This is a genomic window from Desulfobacter sp. (assembly GCA_028768545.1).
GTDB lineage: Bacteria > Desulfobacterota > Desulfobacteria > Desulfobacterales > Desulfobacteraceae > Desulfobacter.
This window is the reverse complement of the sequence record CP054838.1, coordinates 2197513-2217859: the sequence shown is the minus strand read 5'-3', so window position 1 is coordinate 2217859 and position 20347 is coordinate 2197513. Positions and strand designations below refer to the sequence as shown.

The following is a 20347-nucleotide window of genomic DNA, read 5'->3' as shown; positions in this document are numbered from 1 at the left end:
GCATCATGGGATTTAGTTTGGCTGATTTTGCCAAAGCCAATCCAGTGACACCCTAAATTTTAAGGGAATGCCCGGCAAATCCCCTTTACCCCTATTAATGTTAAGAGATCCAATGAAATTTCGAGGGCGTTCAAAATTCTGTGTCAGTTGAATCAAAGCTGATATACTCAGCTAAATAAGGAGAACTGACATGACCGAAGACAACACCGAATTTGATTTTCAAAAAGCCCTTAAAGGCATCCAGGAAGGTAAACCCTTCACAGGTAAGGGCGGCGTCCTTACATCATTAATCAAAAATCTTGCTGAAGCTGCTCTTGAAGGAGAGTTGGAGTCCCATCTCGGGCAGGAAGTTTCTGCCAACCGCCGTAATGGAAAAAGCAAAAAGACCATTAAATCCCTGGATGGTAAATTTGAGCTGGAAACCCCGCGTGACAGGGCCGGAACCTTCTCTCCACAGATCGTCAAAAAACATCAGACAACGCTCAGCGATGAAATTGAAAGAAAGATAATAGCCCTTTACGGCCTGGGCATGAGTTATAATGATATGGCTTCCCATTTACAGGAAATCTATGGACTTGAGATTTCAAATGCCACTCTGAGCACCATTACCGATAAAATCATCCATACCGTCAAAGAATGGCAGGCCAGGCCGTTGGAAAATGTGTACCCAATCGTATGGCTTGATGCCATACATTATAAAGTACGAGAAAACGGAAAGGTCGACAGCAAAGCCGTTTACACAATTCTTGGGGTGAATATCGAGGGCCGCAAAGAGGTTCTTGGGCTGTACATATCCGAGAATGAGGGTGCGAACTTCTGGCTGCAGGTGTTAACAGACCTTTCAAACCGAGGGGTAAAAGATATCCTGATTGCCTGTGTTGATGGTCTAAAAGGTTTTCCCGAGGCCATTGAGACCATATTCCCGGACACAGAAGTTCAACTCTGCGTAGTCCACCAGATCCGAAATTCATTGAAATACGTTGGTTCCAAAAATAAAAAGGAATTTATGGCAGATCTAAAACGTGTTTATAAAGCGGTCAATAAGGATCTGGCCGAAGAAGAACTGGATATCTTGGAAAATAAATGGAATGACAAATACCCGATTGTGATAAAATCCTGGCGGAACAACTGGGAACGCCTCAGTCATTTCTTTAAATATCCAGAAGAGATTCGACGGATAATATACACCACAAATACCATTGAGGCTGTGCATCGACAGTTTCGAAAACTGACCAAAACAAAGGGATCATTCCCGAACCAGGACAGCCTGTTAAAGCTGCTTTACATGGGGATCCAGAACGCCAGTAAAAAATGGACAATGCCGATTCAAAATTGGTCACTGACAATTTCCCAGTTGGCAATTTTCTTTGAAGGCCGGCTGGATAAAGAGCTGGGAATTTGATAGGGATTTATTTACAGATGGAAAAGATGGTTCCAGGAACTCCACTCCAGCAAAAGTCAACTCCTCCGACGTGGCTGATTGAAGGCCCATTCTCGGACCTGACTTTTACTTCCGCTGGCGCTGAGGCAGATCCGAGAACCGAAACCGTGACACAGAATTCTGAACATTCCCGAAATTTCAGACATATGTCCTCCATGTAAAACAGGGATACCAGGACAGAGAAAAAAGCATCAAAGATCAATTTGACCGGCTGAACCAGCCCTTTGAGTGGATACTTGACCATGACAAAAATGAAATCACTCAAAAGGTGATGGATGCGTATCAATACAAGGGAAACATGAACATTGAGGCGGTTTCCTGTGCTTTAAAGCATATCCGGGCCTGGGAAAAAATTGCCCAAAGTGATGAGAGCGGCGGGTTTGTCTTTGAAGACGACGTGCTCATCAACACTGAAAAATTTAAAAACATCTTTCACCAGGCCTTTTTGGAATACCAAAAAAACTGGCCTGCCAGTTCCTATATCAGTTTGGGCAGCGGCTGCGCCCTTTACGTGCCCTGGACAAAAAAAATAAAACCCAATATTTGTACAAGGCCGAATATGCAAGGGCAGCAGACTCTTACTGGATCAGCCGGCAAACCGCCCGGAAAATGGTGAATTGGATCCAGGACAAGGGGTTTACCCTTCCGGCAGATCATTTAATCGATCATATCTGTGAACAGCTGCAAATCCCCATTCTCTGGCTTGAACCGACAATAGCAGACCAGGGATCCCACACAGGCCTCTTTACCTCAAGCATCCAGGACCTTGAGCGGGGTAAAATATGGGACCGGCTGGGATGGAAAATTAAAATTTTTAAACGAAAATACCTTTACCCCCTCATGGGAAAAGACTTAACAAAAAAATAAGACACACCGGTAGAATAAAATGAGACTGAATCCCCTATTTTTGGCCCGAATGCTGATCCTCCTTGAAATCATTGCACTGGCGGTTTCCACCGCCGCAACCGTGGTGGTGGAAATCCTTATTTTTATCACGGTCCTGGGCTTCAAAGATCTCAGGATGAGGCTGCTGACCTCGCTGAGGCAGCCCATGGTGATCATGTCCATGGTGCTTTTGGCCATGGTCGGCCTGGGTATTTTCTATAGCATCGCCCCTTTTTCAGAAGGGATGGACATGTGGGCAAGCTGGCGCAAATACCTTATGGTTCCCTTTGTGGTGGCCCTGTATGACGATCCCAAATGGAAAGAACGGTTTGCCCTGGTATTTATTGGTCTCATGAGTCTTGCAGCCTTTATTTCACTGGCAGGCGTTCTCTTTGACTTTACCATTTATTATCGATTCCCCGTGGGTATTGTGGTGGACAACCATGCCACCCAGGGCATGTTCTTTTCAGCGGCTGTATTTGCCTGTCTGATTCTGCTCAGATTTCCCCCAAAAGAATTTAAAACGCCCTCCTGGACCCTGATCACGGCAATAATTCTCATAACCCTGAGCATCTTTTTGGCCACCCCGGGAAGAAGCGGGTATCTTGCCTTCATGGTCTATATTACAGTGTTTCTTTTCTGGTCGGTCCGGGGAATAAAACGGGTGCTCCTCATGGCCCTGGCGCCTGTGGTGATTATCATGATGCTCATTGCATCCCCGGTGGCAAGGGACAGGATCAAACTTGGATTCTCAGAGATGCAGACCTATAAACAGGATAAAACAGTGACCTCCATGGGGCTGAGGGTGATCTGGTGGAAAAACACCCTGGCCATATTGAAAAAAGCAGAACAACCCGTTTTCGGGTACGGCACCAGCGGGTTTGAACATGCCTATGCCGCCCATGTAAAGGGTCAGACCGGGTGGCAGGGAAAACCCACCACCAGTTCTTAAAAATATGGGTGGAGCACGGAATTGTGGGACTGGCCATTTTCCTGGGATTCATTGGCTCTTTTTTCAGGCAAACCCCGGACAAAACCTTTTATTACCTTGGCATCGGCACCTTGCTGGCATGGTGCGCCACCTCCATGTGTTCCGGCCATTTCACCACCTTTCACGACGGCCGGTTTCTCCTTGTCTGGTGCGGAATCATGCTGGCCTCTCCCCTTCAAAAAAGCCCTGTTTCAACCTGATCTCATTTCTGACAGGGGCCCCTGGCGCCTGAAAAAAAGAGCCGGTTTAGTCTGGCCGGGGAGCTGACTTTAGAAAGGAATCCATATTTTTTTCCTTGAGATAAAACTTGGCATACTTGTAAAAGGTGCCCTCAAAGTTTCCCAGGGCAATGATGAATCCGGGCCAGCCGTCAAGGCAGCCCAGCTTGAGGATATAAAGGGTGAAGGCAGCCCAGAGTCCATGTGTGAGGGACTTGAACATCCCGGGTGTTTTGCCTGAGTCCACCAGTTTTTCAGCCCCCAGGGTGGAGTAGCGATTGGCCTTGTGGATCAGTTCGTCAAGATTTTTATAGGGAATCTGATGGATGGGCGACTTAAAATAACCGCAGGCCTTATCGCTGATCACCTCATACCGTTCATGAACCATGTCCGGCTTGAACACCAGGGCCCCTTTTCTGAACAGCTGGGGCTGACGATAATCAGGATAAAACCCTGAATAACGGATCCATCTGCCCATAAAATAATTTTTTCTAGGGACATAATAGGCATCCAGGCTTTGGGGATCATTGATTGTGGACAAGATTTCCTCTTTTGCCTCTTTGGTGCATCGCTCATCTGAGTCCAGGCTGAAAATCCATTCATGGGAGCAGGCGGCAATGGCCTCATTTCTCAGGCTGCCAAACCCCTTAAAATCAATCTGAACCACTCTGGCCCCGTATTCTTTGGCAATTGCAGCGGTGCTGTCCGTGCTGTGGGAATCTGCCACAATAATTTCGTCAGCCCAGGTAACACTTTTCAGTGCATCCTTGATCTTGTCCGCCTCGTTAAATGCAATAATATAAACTGAAATTTTTCCCATTTTTTTTGCCTTTCCTGCCGTTCTTTAGCCGGCTCCTAAATCAGAATCATTTATGCTGTCCAGTCCTGATTTGCAATAATACCCTTTCTCTCTGGCTGCAGCTTCTAATAGTTCATCGTTTCTTGCCAGATTGTCCCGGGGATTTTCATTGTGCCATAAATGGTAGCAGATGGCCCTGAACGGATTTTCCCTTCGTTTTACCCCGTAACGGAATAACCGGATGACAAACTCAGTATCTTCCCGTCCCCAGCCTTTAAACTCATGGTTGAACCCGTTCACAGCAATGACATCTTCTCTGAAAAGGCCCATGTTGCAGCTTCTCACCCCGGAAAGTTTTTTCATCTGAACACTTGGAAAAATCGGGATCCTGACAATGTGATGGGCGTTTGAAATCCCTCCCAAAAAAGCTGAGCGAGCCAGCCTGAAAAAAGAGAGGGTATCCATATGGTCAAATGTCACGGCCTGTCTTTCATTGACCAGCACCCGTTTGCCCTGGAAAAAAAAACCGGGCTCTGCCAACGCCATATGATCTTGGATAAAATGCTTTTCAGGGATGCAGTCCCCGTCCAAGAGCAGAAGATAATCTCCGGTGGAGGCGGCAATGGCCTTGTTTCTGATTCGGGCTGCCCTGAATCCCTTGTCACTTTGCCAGATATGATTAATTTTCACATCCGTGTTTTCCAAAAATAGAGCGAGCATGGACCTTGTTTCAGGACCGGAGCCGTCATCAGCCACCATAATTTCATGGGGCAGACAGGTCTGGAACAAAAGCCCGTCGAGCACCTTTTTCAAGGCATCCGGCCGATTATAGGTGGTGAGAATCACCGAGACCTTCATTGTCTTTTGTCCTGGATTACTTGAAAGACCTCATCCACGTCCAGCCCTTCCATACATTCAAACCCGTGGGCTGTGCAGGGGTGCTTGGCATAACAAGGGGCGCAGTCAAGCTTTTTTTGGATCACCGTATGGATCTTGCCGTAGGGACCGGTCCTCACAGGGTTGGCAGGGCCGAAAATGGCAAATACCGGCACCTTCAATGCCGCTGCCATATGCATGGGCCCTGTGTCGTTACAGATAAAAAACTTCGCCTTTTGAATCACGGCCAAAAGGTCTTTGAGCCCTGTTTTGCCTGCAATGGACAGGGCATTTCCCTTTGAATTGGCCACCACCTCATCGGCAATCCCGGCCTCTGCGGCCGAAGCAATGACCACCACGGGCAGATCCAGTCTTGCTGCCAGTTGACCGTACTTTTGGGCATGCCACCTGTTTGCAGGCTTGCCTGCCGAGGGGCTCATGATTGCGTATTGTTCAGGCAGGGTGCGGCAAATAGGCGGATTGACCTCATAGGGGGCAAAGGGATAATGGATCTTCCCCGTGCTACAGCCCAAAAACTGGGCAAATTTCAAATACCGGTCAATGGCATGGATTTTCATGGAACCGTGGATCTTATGGGTATAAAAAAAAGGGCTTCCCTCATCTGATTCTTTGAATCCCAGCCTCACCCGGGCCTTTGAAAAGCCGGTGATCAGGCCGGACCTGAACAGGCCGGAAAGATCAATGCACACATCGTAATCCTGTGACCCGAGATTCTTTCGAAGCTCATTGATCTCACCGATGGTCTGCCGGACCCTGAACAGTTTTTTCCACTCATCTTTTTTGATCACCCATAATTTATCAATCATGGAATGGCCCTCTAAAAACCGATGAAGGCCATGGGCCACCACCCAGTCAATCCGGGCAAGGGGAAATTGTTGTTTAAGGGTCCATAACAGGGGCAGGGAATGGACAATATCTCCAAGGGCGCTCGGCTTTACGATCAATATCCGGTTGATCCGGCCAAAGGACGCTTTCAGGTTTGATCCCCGGGACTCAGGCATTGATAAGTTCTCCTTTTAAAAGAGAGTCGCAGGCATGGGCCACCATGTCCACACTGACCCGGTCCATGCACCTGTGGTCAATGGGGCATTCATCCTTGAGGCAGGGGCTGCATGACACAGGTTCCCGGACCATGATACTGTTTTTGTTTGAAGGTGCCGTGGCAATATAATCGGTTGACCCGATCACCGCCACCTGGTTGACATCCAGGGCGGCTGCGGCATGCATGAGCCCGGAATCATTGGTCACAAACAGATCCAAAAATTTGATCAGGGCAAAGGCAGAAGACAGGCTGGTCTTTCCCGCCATATTGATGCAGGCCCCTTTGGACATGGTCACAATTTTTTCTCCCAGTTCATGGTCTGCCGGTCCCCCGAACAGAATCACCTTTGTATCAAACCCTTTGGACAAGCGTATGGCAAGCTGGGCGTATCGTTCTGGAAACCAGCGTTTGGCCGTGCCTCCGGTGGCACCCGGATTGATGCCCAACACTTTTTTACCCTTAGCCCCAAGCCCTGCCTCGGCCAGCCAGTTTTTTGCCCAGGAAAGGTCCCGAGGATCCAGATAAAGATCCAGATGCCTGCCGTCTGACCGAAGCCCCGCAAGGGTAAGAATGGCAATATAATAGTCGATCAAATGCCCTTTTTTCAACTCAGGATCCATCTTAATGCACCGGTTGAGTAAAAGAGATCTGGCATCGGTGTTATATCCGAGCCTTTCTGGCACACGGCCCAGAAAAGCGATCAAAGCCGCTTCAAAGGCATTCTGCATGAGAATGGCCAGATCAAACTGCCTTTGGCGAATATCTCTGGCCAGCCTCAATGTGCCCATGCCCATTTTATGGCGGCCTGAATTTTCATACACCATGACCTCATCCACGTAAGGACTGTTCTGGTACACCGGCACCACCCAGGGTTTTGCCAGTACCGTGATATGAGACGTGGGATAGTTTTTGCGCACCGCCCTGATTACCGGGGTGGTCATGATGGCATCCCCCACCCAGTTGGCAGCCCGGATCATCACCCTAGAACCCGGGCTGTCTTGAAGATCAATTTGCATGGTTTGATTCCTGATTATTGGGATTTTGGCCAGGGACAAAAATTTTTGGTTTTCCAGCGGTTATGGACCCAGAAGTACTGGTCCGGCTGCCGCCTGACCATGGATTCAATGGCGTTATTGTAATTTGCGGTATTGATCTCAAGGTTCTTGATGGGGTCATGGGGTTCCTTCAGGGGAACTTCCTCTAAAAATTCTATAAGATATTTCCGGTTTTTCCTCACCGTATACATGGGAATAACAGGGGCTTTCGTTCTCAGGGCCAGAATGGCAAGTCCTTTTTTGGTGCAGGCGGGCCGTCCAAAATAATCCACAAACGCGCCCTTGTACCAGTCCACATTCTGATCTAAAAGGGTGCCCACTACCCCGCCCTGGCCCAGGACTTTATCAATTTTTTTCGAGGCACCTATAATGGGAATCATGGTCACCCCGAAGCGCTGGCGGATATGTTTAATCAAACGCTCCAAAGGCTTAAAATCCATTGCCCGGTAAATGGCATACCCCTTGAATCCGGTCTCGTCAATGGCCGGGATGAGCATTTCAAAATTTCCCATGTGGCAGGTGACCACAATCACCCCCCGGCCCTTAGCATGGGCTTTTTTCACATGGTCCAGCCCCTTGATGGTAAAAAAAGAAAGAAAGGTCTCTTTATCAAATTTCTGGGCCCAGGCCACTTCAAAAAGAATGGAGGCAATATTTTTAAACACCCGCTTGGCCATGGCCTCAATCTGGAAAGGGGTCATATCATTGCCAAAGGCATGGGTGATATTTTCCAGGGCCACCCTTTGGTGCCGTTTGTCTATTTTAAACCAGAGCAAGCCCAAAAGGTCCGCCAGAAAATCAGCCACCCCCACGGGCAGCCTTCCCAGCCCCCACAAAAATAATTTGAAAAGCCTGAAAATATGCGCGTCACTCATCTTTACTTAATCTTGACTCTAAAAATGCTTTAAAGGCCCGGGCCTGTTCAAACTGAATCCGGATATTGATCACTGCCAGATCCTTTTTCCAGACAAATGATGGATCCACCTTGGCCCAGTCCTTTTCCGTGGTCAGAATAAGATCAGCGCCTGCGGTTTTTGCCCTGTCGCCTATGGTTTCAAAATCAGCTCTTTTATACCTGTAATGATCTTTAAATTCAAGGTGGTCAACCACCTTTACCCCCAATTGCGCCACGGTCTTTCTAAAAGAATCATTCCGGGCAATACCTGAAAACAAAAATGCCTTTTTCCCTTTCAACGCGGTGATATCCTCTGGTAAAGAACACGGCCCGGAGATTTTCGCCTTTTTTCGGGGATAAAACATGGATAAATATGGGCTGTGGCAGGTGCAAAAAAAAGGAATCTTACCCAGGAGTTCTTCCAGAACATCCGGGATTGAAGTATCACCCCCCTGCTCAGGACACCTTGTCAATATCAGGCCGTGAATCCTTTGTTTAGACATGGCAGGGGTCTCCCGAAGTCTTCCTGCCGGAAGTATCCGGTTGTTGCCAAGGGGGCGGTCATGATCAAAAAGCACCAGGTTCAAATCCCTTGCCAGGCCCAGATGCCCAAACCCGTCATCCAGGATCACGATGTCCACGTCCAACTGGGCAAGTGCCAGGCAGCCGGCGTCATACCGGTCTTTTCCCACCACAACAGGAAAGGCTTTCATTTGGGCCATCATATAAGGTTCGTCACCCGCAGTCCGGGCGTCCATGAATACCCTTTGCCCGTCTCCCACAATGCCGGCCGCCTTTTTAAGACCTCCCCCATAGCCCCGGCTCACCACCACGGGTTTTCTGCCCATTTTTGTCAAAATATCTGCCAGACAAACCGCCATGGGCGTTTTGCCGGCCCCCCCGGCCATGATATTGCCCACGGAAATTACCGTGCAGGGCAATCTTTTCTGCTGAAGTCTCCCGGTTTTGTATAGGTTGAGCCTCAGCCGGGTGCCCACCTCATAGAGTTTTGAAAAAAAAACCAGCATCTGTTCAAAGGAGAACCACTTGGGCTCGTAGTCCTGACCTGAAATCCGGGTAATCTTTTTTTCCAGTGCTGCCAGCCGATGATTCATCAAAGATACTCACCTTTTAATATTTCAATTATCCTGTCCAGGGCGCCTGAGTTCTCTGCGAACACCCGTTGAGAGGCCTCCGCCATGGCATTGGCAAGGGCCGGGTCCTCCAAAAGGGCCATCACTTTTCGGGCCAGATCGTTGGACTGGTTCACCCTGGCACCGCCACCGGCGGCCACAAGCAAAGATTCAACCTCTTGAAAATCCGTCATATGCGGGCCGAACAATATGGGTTTTCCAAACATGGCAGGCTCCAAGGGGTTGTGCCCGCCTTTTGCCACCAAAGATCCTCCAATAAAGGCAAATTCACAGACAGCATATGCCCTGGAAAGTTCGCCCAGGGTATCGATAAACAGAATATCAGCGGTTTGTTTTTTGTCTTTGTCGTCGGAAAATAAGGCCGGCTTCCCCCCGGCAGCAGGCAGATCTGCCATGAGTTTCTGGCACCGGTCAGGATTTCTGGGGGCAATGATCAAAAAAAGGTCAGGACAGATCTCCCTGGCCCGCACAAAGGCTTCAACCACCATCTTTTCTTCTCCTTTGTGGGTGGAGCCTGCCAGCCATACCCGCTGGGACACCCCTATGCCCAAACGCTGATTAAGCCGTATTCTCTCTTGTCTGTCCATGGGTATACAGGGCTGGTCAAACTTGATGTTCCCGGTTACGGACAAATTTTGGGCCCGGACCCCAAGCTGTTCAAACCCCTGGGCGTCCTTGGCTGTCTGGGCCATGACATGGGAAAGGCCTGAAAAAAACAGGGAAGAAAATCTGCCTAGTTTTTGATACCCCTTCAAAGATCTTGGGGAAAGCCTGGCATTGATCAGCACCACAGGCACACCCCGATGCTTCATGATGGACAAAAAACCGGGCCAGAGATCTGTCTCAACAAGACAGATAAGATCCGGCTCTATCCTTGAGGCCACCCGTATGACAGAGAGCCAGAGATCAAAGGGAAAATACCCAAGAACAGAGACCAGGCCCTGACCGCTTTCCAGGCCCAGCTGTTTTTTTGCAGTCTCAAACCCGGTTCGGGTGGATGCCGTAAACACAATCTCGGCCTCTGGCATTTTCTTTTTCAAGGCCCTGACAAAGGGGACAGAAGAGGTTACCTCGCCCACGGACAGGGCATGTACCCAGACGCGATACTGGGATTTCTTTTTTTGGGAAATACTTGTAAAGATTCCCAGACGCTGAACAAGGTTGGCTCGACGTTTTGGGGACAATATCCAAACCAGGGGCAGCACAGGAAGCACCAGCAAAAAAAGAAAGGAAATAACAATATGATAGAAAAGAATCATCCTAAAGATCATTCCGTATTGATCAGGTAGATGAGCCCAAGACAGAAAAAAATCAGATTCCCCACCCAAGCTGCCACTATGGGCGGCAGGATCTTAGCATAGCCCAGGGACATGGAAAACCCGTAGACAAACCAGTAAAAAAAACAAATCACCACCCCAACAGCTATGGCAATGGGCAAATTGGTCTTGACAAACGAACGCATGCCCGTGGCCGCACCGGTGAGCGCCATGATCACACAGATAAAGGGAAAGGCAAGCTTGCCGTTCATATCCACCTTGTAGGTTGTGGCGTCATAGCCTTCGGCCACCACCTTTTTAACATATAGCTTTAATTCGGAAAAACTCATCTCATTTGATTTTTGGGCCATGCGGCCCAGGTCCTTGGGTTCAATTTTCAGCTCCACAAGTTTTCTAGGCAGGGTGGTGACAATATAATCGTCGGTTTTAAGATCATATACCTGTTCAATCACCCCCTCAAATACCCAAAGACCGTTTTCAAACCGCCCTGAACGTGCATCCATGCGGGAGGCGATCTTAAAATCCTTTCCCATTTTGGTTGCAGTGATTCCGGCAACCTCCTGTCTTACGGGATCAAAAAAATTAATATGAACCAGGTCTTTTCCGGATTTGATCCATATATCCTTGCGCTCCTGGGAAATTTTTGGGCCGCTGGCCATCTCCTGGTACCGGATATGATTGGCCTTGGCCATGGAAACCGGAATCAGGGTCTCTCCCATGATAAACATTAGGCAGGCCAAAACCAGGCCACTCAACAAGGCGGGGGTGACCAGAAAATAAACCGAGATACCCGACGATTTCAAGGCGGTCAGTTCTCCGTTCCGGTTCATGATGCCAAAGGCTGCAATCACGGCTAAAAGCAGGCTGGCCGGGGTCAACTGGACAAACATAAAGGGCAGTTTCAAAAGCACATACCACATGCCCCGGGCCATGGTGATATCGGACTGGATAAAATTATCCATCCGGGAAAGATAATCAATAAAAACAAACAGCACCAGAATCATCATCTGAATAATACAAAAGTATTTTACAAATTCCGCAAGCCAGTAGCGGTGGAGGCACTTCATGAATTTCTTCTCTTTCTAAAACGGTTAACCAGTCCATTGATCGTTCTTTGTATCCCCCTGGGAAGTCTCACGGGCTTTTCCCGGGCATTTCTCACCAGCAAAAAGATCCCTGCTGCTCCCATGACTACATTGGGCAGCCACATGCCGATAAAGGGCGGATAATGGCCTGTTTCTCCGGCAGACCAGCCCGCAGCCAGCAAAAAGTAATAGAGCAGGAAAAAAAAGATGCCCATGCCAAAGCCGGAAGACCGCCTCAGGCTCATGGACTGAACCCCCAAAGGAAAGGCTAAAAGCCCCAGGGAAAGGCAGGCAAAGGGAATGGAAAATTTTTCATGAAGCACCATCAGGGCCTCGCTTCTCCGGGCAGGATCCTTTATCCCGGACCGGATGCGCAAAACCAGCTCTTGAAGGGAGAGCTCGTCCAGATCTTTATGAAGCGTTCTTTTCCCCCCTTTTTGCATGGAGGCAATATCGATATTGATATCATAATGCCCAAAATTGATGTTGGTGACTGAATTATCCTCTGAATTCACCTGATTGATCATTCCCTCGTAAAGCCTTATGGTATACACCTCATCATTGCCCTGGCGGATGAGTTTACCTTTGGGGGCAACCGATATGGACACTACGCCCTTTGTCCTTCTGTCCTCAATAAAGACATCCTTAAGCCCTCTTGTTTTCATGTCCACGTGGGAGACATAGATCATGATATCGTTGAGCTGGGAATTAAACTGCCTTTCCTGAAGGGCGGCATCAATGCTGGACCGGGCAAGTTCAAGGGTTTTTTCCTTTAAGGAAAGTTTTCCCCAGGAGACGCCGAAGACCGTCACCCACATGGTCAATACCGTGGTGATCACCGAAAAAACAATCACCGGGGACAATAGTTTATAAAGGGAAACCCCTGCCCCTTTAAGGGCCACAATTTCATTTTCCCCGGACATGCGCATAAAGGTTAAAAGAATGGAAATCATGGCGGACATGGGAATGGTAAATTCCATGAACCGCGGCAGGGTAAAGCCCACCATCATCAAGATATCCGCAATATCGGTGTTGTAATTCACCACCATATTCGTGATATCAGGAATCCGAGTCATCAAAAAAACAAAGGTTAAGAAAAACAGGCTGATGACAAAGGGAGAAACCAGTTCTAAAAATATATAGGTATGTATTCGTTTAAAAACCATCATTAGAATGGGAAAATATAAACTCAACGTCCAAGTGTCAAGGAAGGATATGGGAATAAAGGACAAATACTCTTGTTTTCAATCCTTTTTTTTTCTGATATTTTAAATCCCATGAAATCTATTATCATAGCAAACGGCACCCTGACACCCTGCCGGAAAATCTTATCCGAGCTCAAACAGGCTGACCTGATCATTGCAGCCGACGGAGGAGCCGGTCATTTGAATCAGATGAAAATCCTTCCCCATGTGATTATCGGTGATTTAGACTCCATTGATCCTGCCACCCTTGATTTTTACAGAAAAAAAAAGATTCCCATCATCACCCATCCCCCCCGCAAAGATCAGACCGACACAGAATTGTGCATTGACTATGCCCTTGAAAAAAAAAGTGACGAAATCGTCTTTTTAGGGGTTGTCGGCCATCGACTTGATCATACCCTGGCCAATATTTTTCTGCTTCGAAAAATGGCGGATTTAGGCATACCCGCAAGAATCATGGATGCCCATAATGAAATCTACCTGGTCCTTTCGGACCTCACCCTTTATGGATCCCCCCAGGACCTGTTTTCCATCATACCGATCTCTGACAAGGTCACAGGAATGACCCTTTCAGGCCTGGAATACCCTCTCACAGACAAGACCCTTTATATGGGTACGGCCCTTGGGGTGAGCAATTGGTTTACCGGCACAAAGGCAAGCGTCCATATAGATTCCGGGGCTGTCCTGGTCACAAGATCCCAAGAATAGGCATTCAAAGGATTAAAGACTAGTTGGTCTCTGTTTTTTCCTGATCTTCTCCGTTTTGGTCTTTTTGACTTGCCTTGCCCATGGTGTGTTCGATAACAAATTCTTCTACCTTGGCCACAGAGGTTGCAATAATCACATGCCTGACCTCAATCTCTTTGATAAAGCCTTCCATATATGGATTGAGAACATCCTTTAATTTTTCCTTTTGAATCTTAATCTTTTCAAAATCTTCCACGTCCTCGTATACCAGAGAGCTTAAAAACAAATTGGCCGCATCCCTGGCCCTGGGATGAAATTTAGGAATTTTTTGGTCAGGCATCAATTCCTTGAGCACCAGGGTCATGTTCAGGCAGAGATAACGGTTCTGCTCATTGGAACTGTTTCTGTTGAGATTAACCGTATAAGGGGCCATGAGGATCTCTTTTGCAACATCCTCCTGGTTTGCCTTGCTCTGGGTGGTACCTGTTTTTTTCCATTCTGCCACACGCCCGTTTTCTTCTTTGAGCAGCATCAGCCGTTCGCCAAGCTCAACAATCTCAAAAAAACTGGTATCGTTTTTTTCCCATATTTCCTGGATATCAGACTCAACCACCGTAAAGATCAACTGGTCTTCCTCCATGTGCCAGGAGCCTTTGGCCGCACCCTTGGCACTGACAATTTTAGAGGTGGCATCTGCAATGCGCACCGAAGACTGCCAGGTTCCCTTGGGATTGATGATTAAAAGAATATAGGCCCGGTTCCGGTATTGAGTCCAATTGCCCAAGACCAGTTCTTCAGCCTTTTTTTCTCTTTCACCACAGCCCAGAATCCCGATTCCCATAAAAACAACGAGTAAAATCAAGCAGATTGTTCTTAACTTTTCCCAAGGGGTTTCATTGATATGTTTGGTCATGGCATTATCCTGAAAATTTGAAGTTTGATCTTTTGGTTAAACAGGCTATCATGGCCCATTGAACGGGTCAAGCCGGGGATACCATAATTGAATGTCCCCTTTGCCCCCTTTTTTTCAATTCGGGGGATATGGTCTTAAACTTTAATTGGATTCTAAACAAATATGCTCAAACATACATTCTGCCATTTGCCCGGAATCGGGCCGGTAAAAGAACAACACCTTTGGGACAAAGGCATAACCACCTGGGAAAAGGCCCTTGCTGAATTTGACCCGTCCTCTTCCCCCCAGGCAGGTCCTTTGCCTGGAATCGTGGCGTCCATGGAAAAGTTTGCCCAAAGGGATGCAGCCTATTTTAGCGGCCTGCTACCCCCGGGACAGCAGTACCGGCTGTTCAAACCCTTTGTGAATGATGCCGTTTACCTGGATATTGAAACCACAGGCCTTTCCCCCTGGGATAAAATCACCACCATTGCCATGTATGACGGTAAACAGATTAACCATTATGTTCAGGGAGAAAATCTAGATGCCTTTGCAAATGACATCAAGCATTACGCACTGATCATCACATTCAACGGAAAAACCTTTGATCTTCCCTTTCTTCGCTCCCGGCTCAACTGCACCCTGGACCAGGCCCATATCGACCTGCGCTATGTGCTGGCAAGCCTGGGGTTTAAGGGGGGATTAAAAAAATGCGAAAAAGCCATGGGAATTGACAGGGGCGACCTTGAAGGGGTTGACGGCAGTTTCGCCGTGGTTCTCTGGGATGAATTTCAAAAGACCCAAAACCCCAAAGCGCTTGAAACCCTTCTGGCCTATAATATAGAAGATGTGCTCAACCTGGAAACCCTCATGGTCAAAGCCTACAACCTGAAGGTAAAAAATCTGGCATTTACAGCGCCCATGCCCGAACCTTCCGGCCTGGCCAATCCCTTTTCGCCGGACAAAGCCCTAGTGGACAAATTAAAGTCCTTGTTATTTTTTTAACCCCTCTATAGGGTTTCCAATAAAAAAAGGTGTCTGCGCACCCCTGTGCACAGACACCTTTTTGTTAAAGGACTTAAATCCTTTGGTTAGTCGCCGCAGGAGCCTCCGGAGCTGCAGCCGCCGCAGCCGCCGCCCTGGCCCAAATCTGCATTTGAATCAAGATGGAACCCCATTCCGGTAAAATCAATCTTGATGGTTTCTGCTTTTTCCATGAATTCTTTGTCAACAACAAACTTAAGTCCTTTAACATCAAAAGAATCGTCTGTATCTTTAGGCTCATCCAGAGCCATAGCAAGAGAAGGGCCGCCTCAGCCGCCTGAGTTGAGAAAAATTCTTATGGGGGTGGGTTCTTTCCCCTGGAAATAATCTTCGATCTGCGTTTTCGCAGGATCTGTTAATTCAATCATTGTGACACTCTCCTTATTCGTTTGTTTGATTTTCAGGACACATGCCTGAATAGCCTAATTTTAACCATGCATTAAGGACTGTCAATATTCAAGTATTGCATTTTTATAAAAATTATAACAAATTTATCCTAATGCATTGTTAAAATTTCAGTGGGGTATTATGAACAAATGAATATGAAACTTACAATCCCTTTTCTCCCGGATCCAGAGTATGCTCAATTCTTGTCCGGCCATACATCGTCTTTGTCATCCATTTATTTTCCCATGCCCAAAGGCCCTGTGCTGGATTCAAGGGTCAGGGTGATTGCCCCGGGCAAAACGTCCCCAAGCCTGTCCGGATTGATCAAAACCCTAGCCCTCTTAAAAGATATAAAAAAATATATTCTGGTCAACACCCGGTTTTCACCTCCTTCCCTTTACACGGATACCAGGGTCTTGACCGACTTTCTGGACAGGGTGGAGACCCTTCACAAGGCCGTGGGCATCCAGGGCCTGGTAATCTCTGATTTCTACCTGATCAATGGCCTTGACCATACCCGTCATGATATTATCGGGGAATTAGAGGCCGTTGCCGGGGTCAACACCATGATTGACAGCATGGAAAAGGTCTCATCCGTTCTGGACATCCTCGGAGCAACCCGGTTTAAGCCGCCGGGCAGACTCTTGCTGGATCGGTCCTTGAACCGGGATCCCCAAAAATTATCATCCATCTACCAAAGGGTGAAATCCCTTTTTCCCAAGATCAATGTTGAACTTCTGGCCAATGAGGGCTGTATTTTTCTTTGTCCATTCAAACCGGCCCATGATGCCCATATCTCCCTGTCCAACACCGGTCTGGTCAAAGAATCCACATGGAAAACAAACCATTCCCTTGGCTGCCACGCCTATTTTAATGCCCATCCCCAAAAATTTTTAAAATCCCCGTTTATTCGCCCCGAAGACATGGTTCACTACCATAAAAAAGCCGACTCACTCAAGTTATGCGGCAGAACCTTGGGCAGCCAATTTTTAAAACAATGCATCCAGGCCTATATAGACCAGGCCTATGGGGGAAACCTGCTGGACCTCATGGATACGGCCAATTTTCTGTCCCACAGGTTCCATATCGACAATACCCGCCTTGGCCCCTCTTTTTATAATACGCTTACCACCTGTACAAAAGATTGCAGACCATGTAAGATATGCAAAAAACTATTCGAAAAAACAAGTTACGAAAAACCCGTTACCCTTGACCCTATAAGGACATTTGATGGCCATGGATAAAATGAGGACAGGTACCTGCCCTCCCGGTCCCTCCCAATGGTGATCAATGAACAACAGGAGATGTGAAATGGCTGAATTTATCCGGGTCCTGAAACCTCTAATAAAAACCGGACAGGTCGAAAAAATAAAATCGCTTTTGAACGGCATTGATATAGAACAAGAAGACAACCAGCAGGTCATTGTTGAAACCCTGGCCCTTGCCCCTGACCAACCTGCCCCTGACCAACCTGCCCTGGACCTTTTGGCCTCTTTTTTGGATACCCTTGATCCCAAACACCCCTTGCATTCACGCCTGTTTCAATTGGCCATGGACAGGGCCCATCTTAACTATAAATTTGTTCTTCTCCTCATGAATCATGCCGATTGTGACCAGATCAACCAGATCATTCCTTTGCTCAAACATATTCTGACCAGGGAAACCAAGGGCGATCTGCTCGACCAGATTATTAAAACCATTGGCCAACTCAAGCTTGAGGTTCTGGTTGATGATGTGGCCGAATTTATCTTCTACGATGACCCAAATCTTCGCCATGGGGCTGTCAAAGCCCTTGAACAGATGGGAAGCATAACCGCCCTGAACCGGCTTGAACAAATTGCCAACACAGGCAAATGCGACAAGGATATCTTGGACTCCCTTGCGTTTTTAAAGAAAAAACTCGGGTCAGATTCTTTGTCCTCCCCGACTTTGGCCCAAAAAGAATCCCCCCGATTGACCGGGTCTGCCCCCCATTTTCCAAAGCCTTCTGCTGTGTCCCAGGAGACCGATCTGATCTCAAAGACCCGGCGTTTGACCTCAGACCGGATTGAAGAAAGATTCAAGGCCTATCTTTATTTTTCAGAGAATGGCTGTCTTGTGGCAGAGGCCCTCCATGCCAACATGGAAAGCCAGGAACCGGATTTGATGATCAACCTGCTCAGGCTTGTTGCCAGAACCATTCCCAAACAATCCATTGCTGATCTTTTAACCCTGGCCGACCGCCAGGGCATTGAAGCTCCGGTTAAATTCTCCATCTATACCGCCCTTGCCCAATACCCGGAACTCGAATCTGTGGCACCGATTATAAAGGGGATCACAGATCCTGCCATGCACCTCCGGATGGCTGCGGTAAAAGCGTTAGACCGGCATTGTTCAGATTTTGCCATTGCTGAGGTCAAAAAAGAAATCGAATCCGGCACCAAATCAGGAGAACGGCTGGGAATAACAATACTGGATGCAAAGGCTGTCAAGCTCATCAATGGCCTCATGGATTCAGACACCTTTTCCTATATCACATCAAACTATCTGGAACGAAGTGCCCCGGCCCAGGTCATTGACGCTTATATCAGTGTTCTTGAGAAACGAAACCTCACCTCTACAATCAAAAAATACCGTCAGCTCAGGCTGAAACGGACTGAAACTGAAAAACCCTTTTTTGTGATCATCCATCCCTGCACCACTTTTTTGGATGTTTACGCCGCCCTCATCCACAGGTGCGGATTTAATACGCACACATTTACAGGCCCCCAAAAAGCCTTTGAGTCCATCGTGTTTGAAAAACCAATTGCCGTGATCTGCGATTTTTTTGTACGGCAGATGACCGTCATGGACCTGGCAAAGGAAATCAGGGAACTCTACACCCAGGACCAGGTCCCTGTGATTGTCTCCTCCCTGCAAAAACACCTGGACCAAAACCATTTGTCCCAAGAATTTAAAACAGCAGGCATAAACCAATACCACGAATTTCCGCCCTCCTTGGGTCAAATCAAATCCTGGGCAGGGGCCAGGTAAAGGTGAAAAAAAACCAGGCAGCACCGCCCATTGCCATTGGCGCCCGGCTGAAACAATGCCCCCAAATCCAGACCCTGGGATTTAAACCCAATTTCAATGACTACAGTCCCAAAGACCAGGAAAAAATTGCCAGGGCCAAAACAATCTATTACCCGACCGCCTTTTATGCCGACCTGTTCAATGCCATGGGAAAAAAAACCTTTCCCAGCTTTCATACCTATAAATTTGCCCAGGATAAAATAAAACAAACGGCAATGTTCAGGCTGCAAAAGATTCCCCACCCCAAAACCCGTGTCTTTTACGGTGCCGGACAAAAACAAACCATCCTTGAATACTTCCAATACCCCTTTGTGGCCAAAATCCCCAGGGGATCTGCCAGGGGAAACGGGGTGTTTCTCATTCAAACCCCAGACGAATTAAAGGCCTATCTTCAAATCAAGGGGCCGGCCTATATCCAGGAGTACCTGCCCATTGACCGTGACATGAGAATTGTGATTATCGGGAAAAAAATCAGACTGGCCTTCTGGCGAGTTGCATCAGGCAAAGAATTTAAAACCAACCTTTCCCAGGGGGCTGATATCTGTTTTGACGCCCTGCCCCAGGGGGTGAATGACCTTGCTCTGTCCACGGCCCTAAAATGCGGATGGGATGATGTGGGCCTTGATATTGCACAGGTCGGAACCCGCCTCTACGTTCTGGAAGGCAATATGAAATACGGCACCAAGGGATTCCGGAAAGCCGGGATTGACTACAAGGAACTGCTCGCCCGGCTCATCCTGGAAAAAGAAATCTAATCAAAAAAGCCCGGCCTCTGTTTCATCTTGTTCCCATTCCTTAAGATAGGCATTTACTGCGGCAAATTTTGAATTTTCGCCCGGGCAAAGCCAGAGATAGCCCATGGTTTCCAACTGATGTTCAAGCCGGGCAAAAAAAGCCGCCTCAACCCCTGCCTTGTCTTCTTTCCCGCCCTGTGCCCCAAGTTCTTCCATCACGGCATGGGTCAGATGACCCTCAGGAACAAAGGCGTCACAGACCATTGAATTCCACTCTTGGGGAAAATGGTTTATTTTCCATTCACAAATTTTTGAGGGACGCAAAATGGCTTTATTGGCAGGGTTAAAAGGGGCTTTGACAAAGGCCATTTTTGACTTGGAAAACTGCATCAGTTCTTTTAAAAGCGCGATCTTGTCATTGCTGAAAATCCATTCTTCAGGTTCCAGGAGAACCGGGGGGTATTCATTGGCGGTGAGAGCGAATTTAAACGGGCCCTCTTTTTTCCAAAAGGCTTTAAAGTCCTTGAGGTTGGGTAAAATCTTTCGAATGCAGGTCATGGGCCTCTCTTTTTTTCAAGGTTAATATCCCTTTTATAAATCAGCCAGGA

Annotated in this window: 22 protein-coding genes; 10 read left to right on the top strand and 12 right to left on the bottom strand. The window is 47.7% G+C overall.

Annotation, left to right across the window (positions count from 1 at the left end; all coding sequences use genetic code 11):
* Positions 1-190: 190 nt before the first annotated feature.
* The 5 genes from HUN05_10585 (at position 191) to HUN05_10565 (ending at position 3517) form a co-directional block, all read left to right on the top strand.
* Entirely contained in the window at positions 191-1402 is a 1212-nt protein-coding gene (locus HUN05_10585) for an IS256 family transposase (GenBank protein WDP85526.1), read from the top strand.
* 229 nt (positions 1403-1631) lie between these two features.
* Complete coding sequence (locus HUN05_10580) at positions 1632-2057, top strand: glycosyltransferase family 25 protein (GenBank protein ID WDP88023.1); 426 nt, start codon at positions 1632-1634, stop codon at positions 2055-2057.
* On the top strand, positions 2051-2308 hold the full coding sequence (locus HUN05_10575) for a hypothetical protein (GenBank protein ID WDP85525.1): 258 nt from the start codon (positions 2051-2053) through the stop codon (positions 2306-2308). Before HUN05_10580 ends, HUN05_10575 begins: the two co-directional genes overlap by 7 nt.
* A gap of 19 nt (positions 2309-2327) precedes the next feature.
* Positions 2328-3278 (top strand): O-antigen ligase family protein, encoded by a 951-nt coding sequence (locus HUN05_10570; protein ID WDP85524.1) that lies wholly within the window; start codon positions 2328-2330, stop codon positions 3276-3278.
* Positions 3248-3517: a hypothetical protein gene (locus tag HUN05_10565; GenBank protein ID WDP85523.1), complete on the top strand. Its 270-nt coding sequence runs from the start codon at positions 3248-3250 to the stop codon at positions 3515-3517. Before HUN05_10570 ends, HUN05_10565 begins: the two co-directional genes overlap by 31 nt.
* A 46-nt stretch (positions 3518-3563) precedes the next feature.
* Here HUN05_10565 and HUN05_10560 read toward each other — a convergent pair whose 3' ends face one another.
* From HUN05_10560 to lptF, 9 genes are read right to left on the bottom strand one after another with little or no spacing between them, the layout of a single operon-like run.
* Entirely contained in the window at positions 3564-4355 is a 792-nt protein-coding gene (locus HUN05_10560) for a glycosyltransferase family 2 protein (GenBank protein WDP85522.1), read from the bottom strand.
* Positions 4356-4379: 24 nt separating this feature from the next.
* The gene (locus HUN05_10555) at positions 4380-5192 is read right to left on the bottom strand and encodes a glycosyltransferase family 2 protein (GenBank protein WDP85521.1); all 813 of its coding nucleotides are present in this window, start codon (positions 5190-5192) and stop codon (positions 4380-4382) included.
* Positions 5189-6232: a glycosyltransferase family 9 protein gene (locus tag HUN05_10550; protein WDP85520.1), complete on the bottom strand. Its 1044-nt coding sequence runs from the start codon at positions 6230-6232 to the stop codon at positions 5189-5191. The genes HUN05_10555 and HUN05_10550 overlap by 4 nt, the downstream gene beginning before the upstream one ends.
* The gene (gene waaF / locus HUN05_10545; GenBank protein WDP85519.1) at positions 6225-7289 is read right to left on the bottom strand and encodes a lipopolysaccharide heptosyltransferase II; all 1065 of its coding nucleotides are present in this window, start codon (positions 7287-7289) and stop codon (positions 6225-6227) included. Before waaF ends, HUN05_10550 begins: the two co-directional genes overlap by 8 nt.
* 14 nt (positions 7290-7303) lie before the next feature.
* Positions 7304-8203: a lysophospholipid acyltransferase family protein gene (locus tag HUN05_10540; GenBank protein WDP85518.1), complete on the bottom strand. Its 900-nt coding sequence runs from the start codon at positions 8201-8203 to the stop codon at positions 7304-7306.
* Entirely contained in the window at positions 8196-9341 is a 1146-nt protein-coding gene (lpxK, locus tag HUN05_10535) for a tetraacyldisaccharide 4'-kinase (protein ID WDP85517.1), read from the bottom strand. The genes HUN05_10540 and lpxK overlap by 8 nt, the downstream gene beginning before the upstream one ends.
* A complete protein-coding gene (locus HUN05_10530; protein ID WDP85516.1) occupies positions 9338-10636 on the bottom strand; it encodes a 3-deoxy-D-manno-octulosonic acid transferase in 1299 nt (432 codons plus the stop codon). Before HUN05_10530 ends, lpxK begins: the two co-directional genes overlap by 4 nt.
* Positions 10637-10644: 8 nt before the next feature.
* Positions 10645-11721 carry an LPS export ABC transporter permease LptG gene (gene lptG / locus HUN05_10525; protein WDP85515.1) on the bottom strand — a complete coding sequence of 359 codons (1077 nt, stop codon included), beginning with the start codon at positions 11719-11721 and terminating at the stop codon, positions 10645-10647.
* A complete protein-coding gene (gene lptF, locus HUN05_10520; GenBank protein ID WDP88022.1) occupies positions 11718-12908 on the bottom strand; it encodes an LPS export ABC transporter permease LptF in 1191 nt (396 codons plus the stop codon). The genes lptG and lptF overlap by 4 nt, the downstream gene beginning before the upstream one ends.
* 108 nt (positions 12909-13016) lie before the next feature.
* Between lptF and HUN05_10515 the strand changes: the two genes are divergently transcribed.
* Positions 13017-13652, top strand: coding sequence for a thiamine diphosphokinase (locus HUN05_10515; protein ID WDP85514.1), 636 nt, complete (start codon positions 13017-13019; stop codon positions 13650-13652).
* A 19-nt stretch (positions 13653-13671) separates the two neighbouring features.
* On the opposite strand, the gene HUN05_10510 is transcribed toward HUN05_10515, so the two are convergent.
* Positions 13672-14544, bottom strand: a complete 873-nt coding sequence (locus HUN05_10510) for a flagellar basal body-associated FliL family protein (protein WDP85513.1) — start codon at positions 14542-14544, stop codon at positions 13672-13674.
* Between the two features lie 162 nt (positions 14545-14706).
* Between HUN05_10510 and HUN05_10505 the strand changes: the two genes are divergently transcribed.
* Positions 14707-15528: a ribonuclease H-like domain-containing protein gene (locus tag HUN05_10505; protein ID WDP85512.1), complete on the top strand. Its 822-nt coding sequence runs from the start codon at positions 14707-14709 to the stop codon at positions 15526-15528.
* A gap of 86 nt (positions 15529-15614) precedes the next feature.
* On the opposite strand, the gene HUN05_10500 is transcribed toward HUN05_10505, so the two are convergent.
* Positions 15615-15818, bottom strand: a complete 204-nt coding sequence (locus HUN05_10500; protein ID WDP85511.1) for a hypothetical protein — start codon at positions 15816-15818, stop codon at positions 15615-15617.
* A gap of 291 nt (positions 15819-16109) precedes the next feature.
* On the opposite strand from HUN05_10500, the gene HUN05_10495 reads away from it, so the two are divergent.
* The 3 genes from HUN05_10495 (at position 16110) to HUN05_10485 (ending at position 19760) form a co-directional block, all read left to right on the top strand.
* Positions 16110-17198 carry a hypothetical protein gene (locus tag HUN05_10495; protein WDP85510.1) on the top strand — a complete coding sequence of 363 codons (1089 nt, stop codon included), beginning with the start codon at positions 16110-16112 and terminating at the stop codon, positions 17196-17198.
* 67 nt (positions 17199-17265) lie between these two features.
* Positions 17266-18966: a hypothetical protein gene (locus tag HUN05_10490; GenBank protein WDP85509.1), complete on the top strand. Its 1701-nt coding sequence runs from the start codon at positions 17266-17268 to the stop codon at positions 18964-18966.
* A 2-nt stretch (positions 18967-18968) separates the two neighbouring features.
* The gene (locus HUN05_10485; GenBank protein ID WDP85508.1) at positions 18969-19760 is read left to right on the top strand and encodes a RimK family alpha-L-glutamate ligase; all 792 of its coding nucleotides are present in this window, start codon (positions 18969-18971) and stop codon (positions 19758-19760) included.
* Here the strand turns inward: HUN05_10485 and HUN05_10480 are convergent, their stop codons facing one another.
* Positions 19761-20297 carry a hypothetical protein gene (locus HUN05_10480; GenBank protein WDP85507.1) on the bottom strand — a complete coding sequence of 179 codons (537 nt, stop codon included), beginning with the start codon at positions 20295-20297 and terminating at the stop codon, positions 19761-19763.
* Positions 20298-20347: the final 50 nt, after the last annotated feature.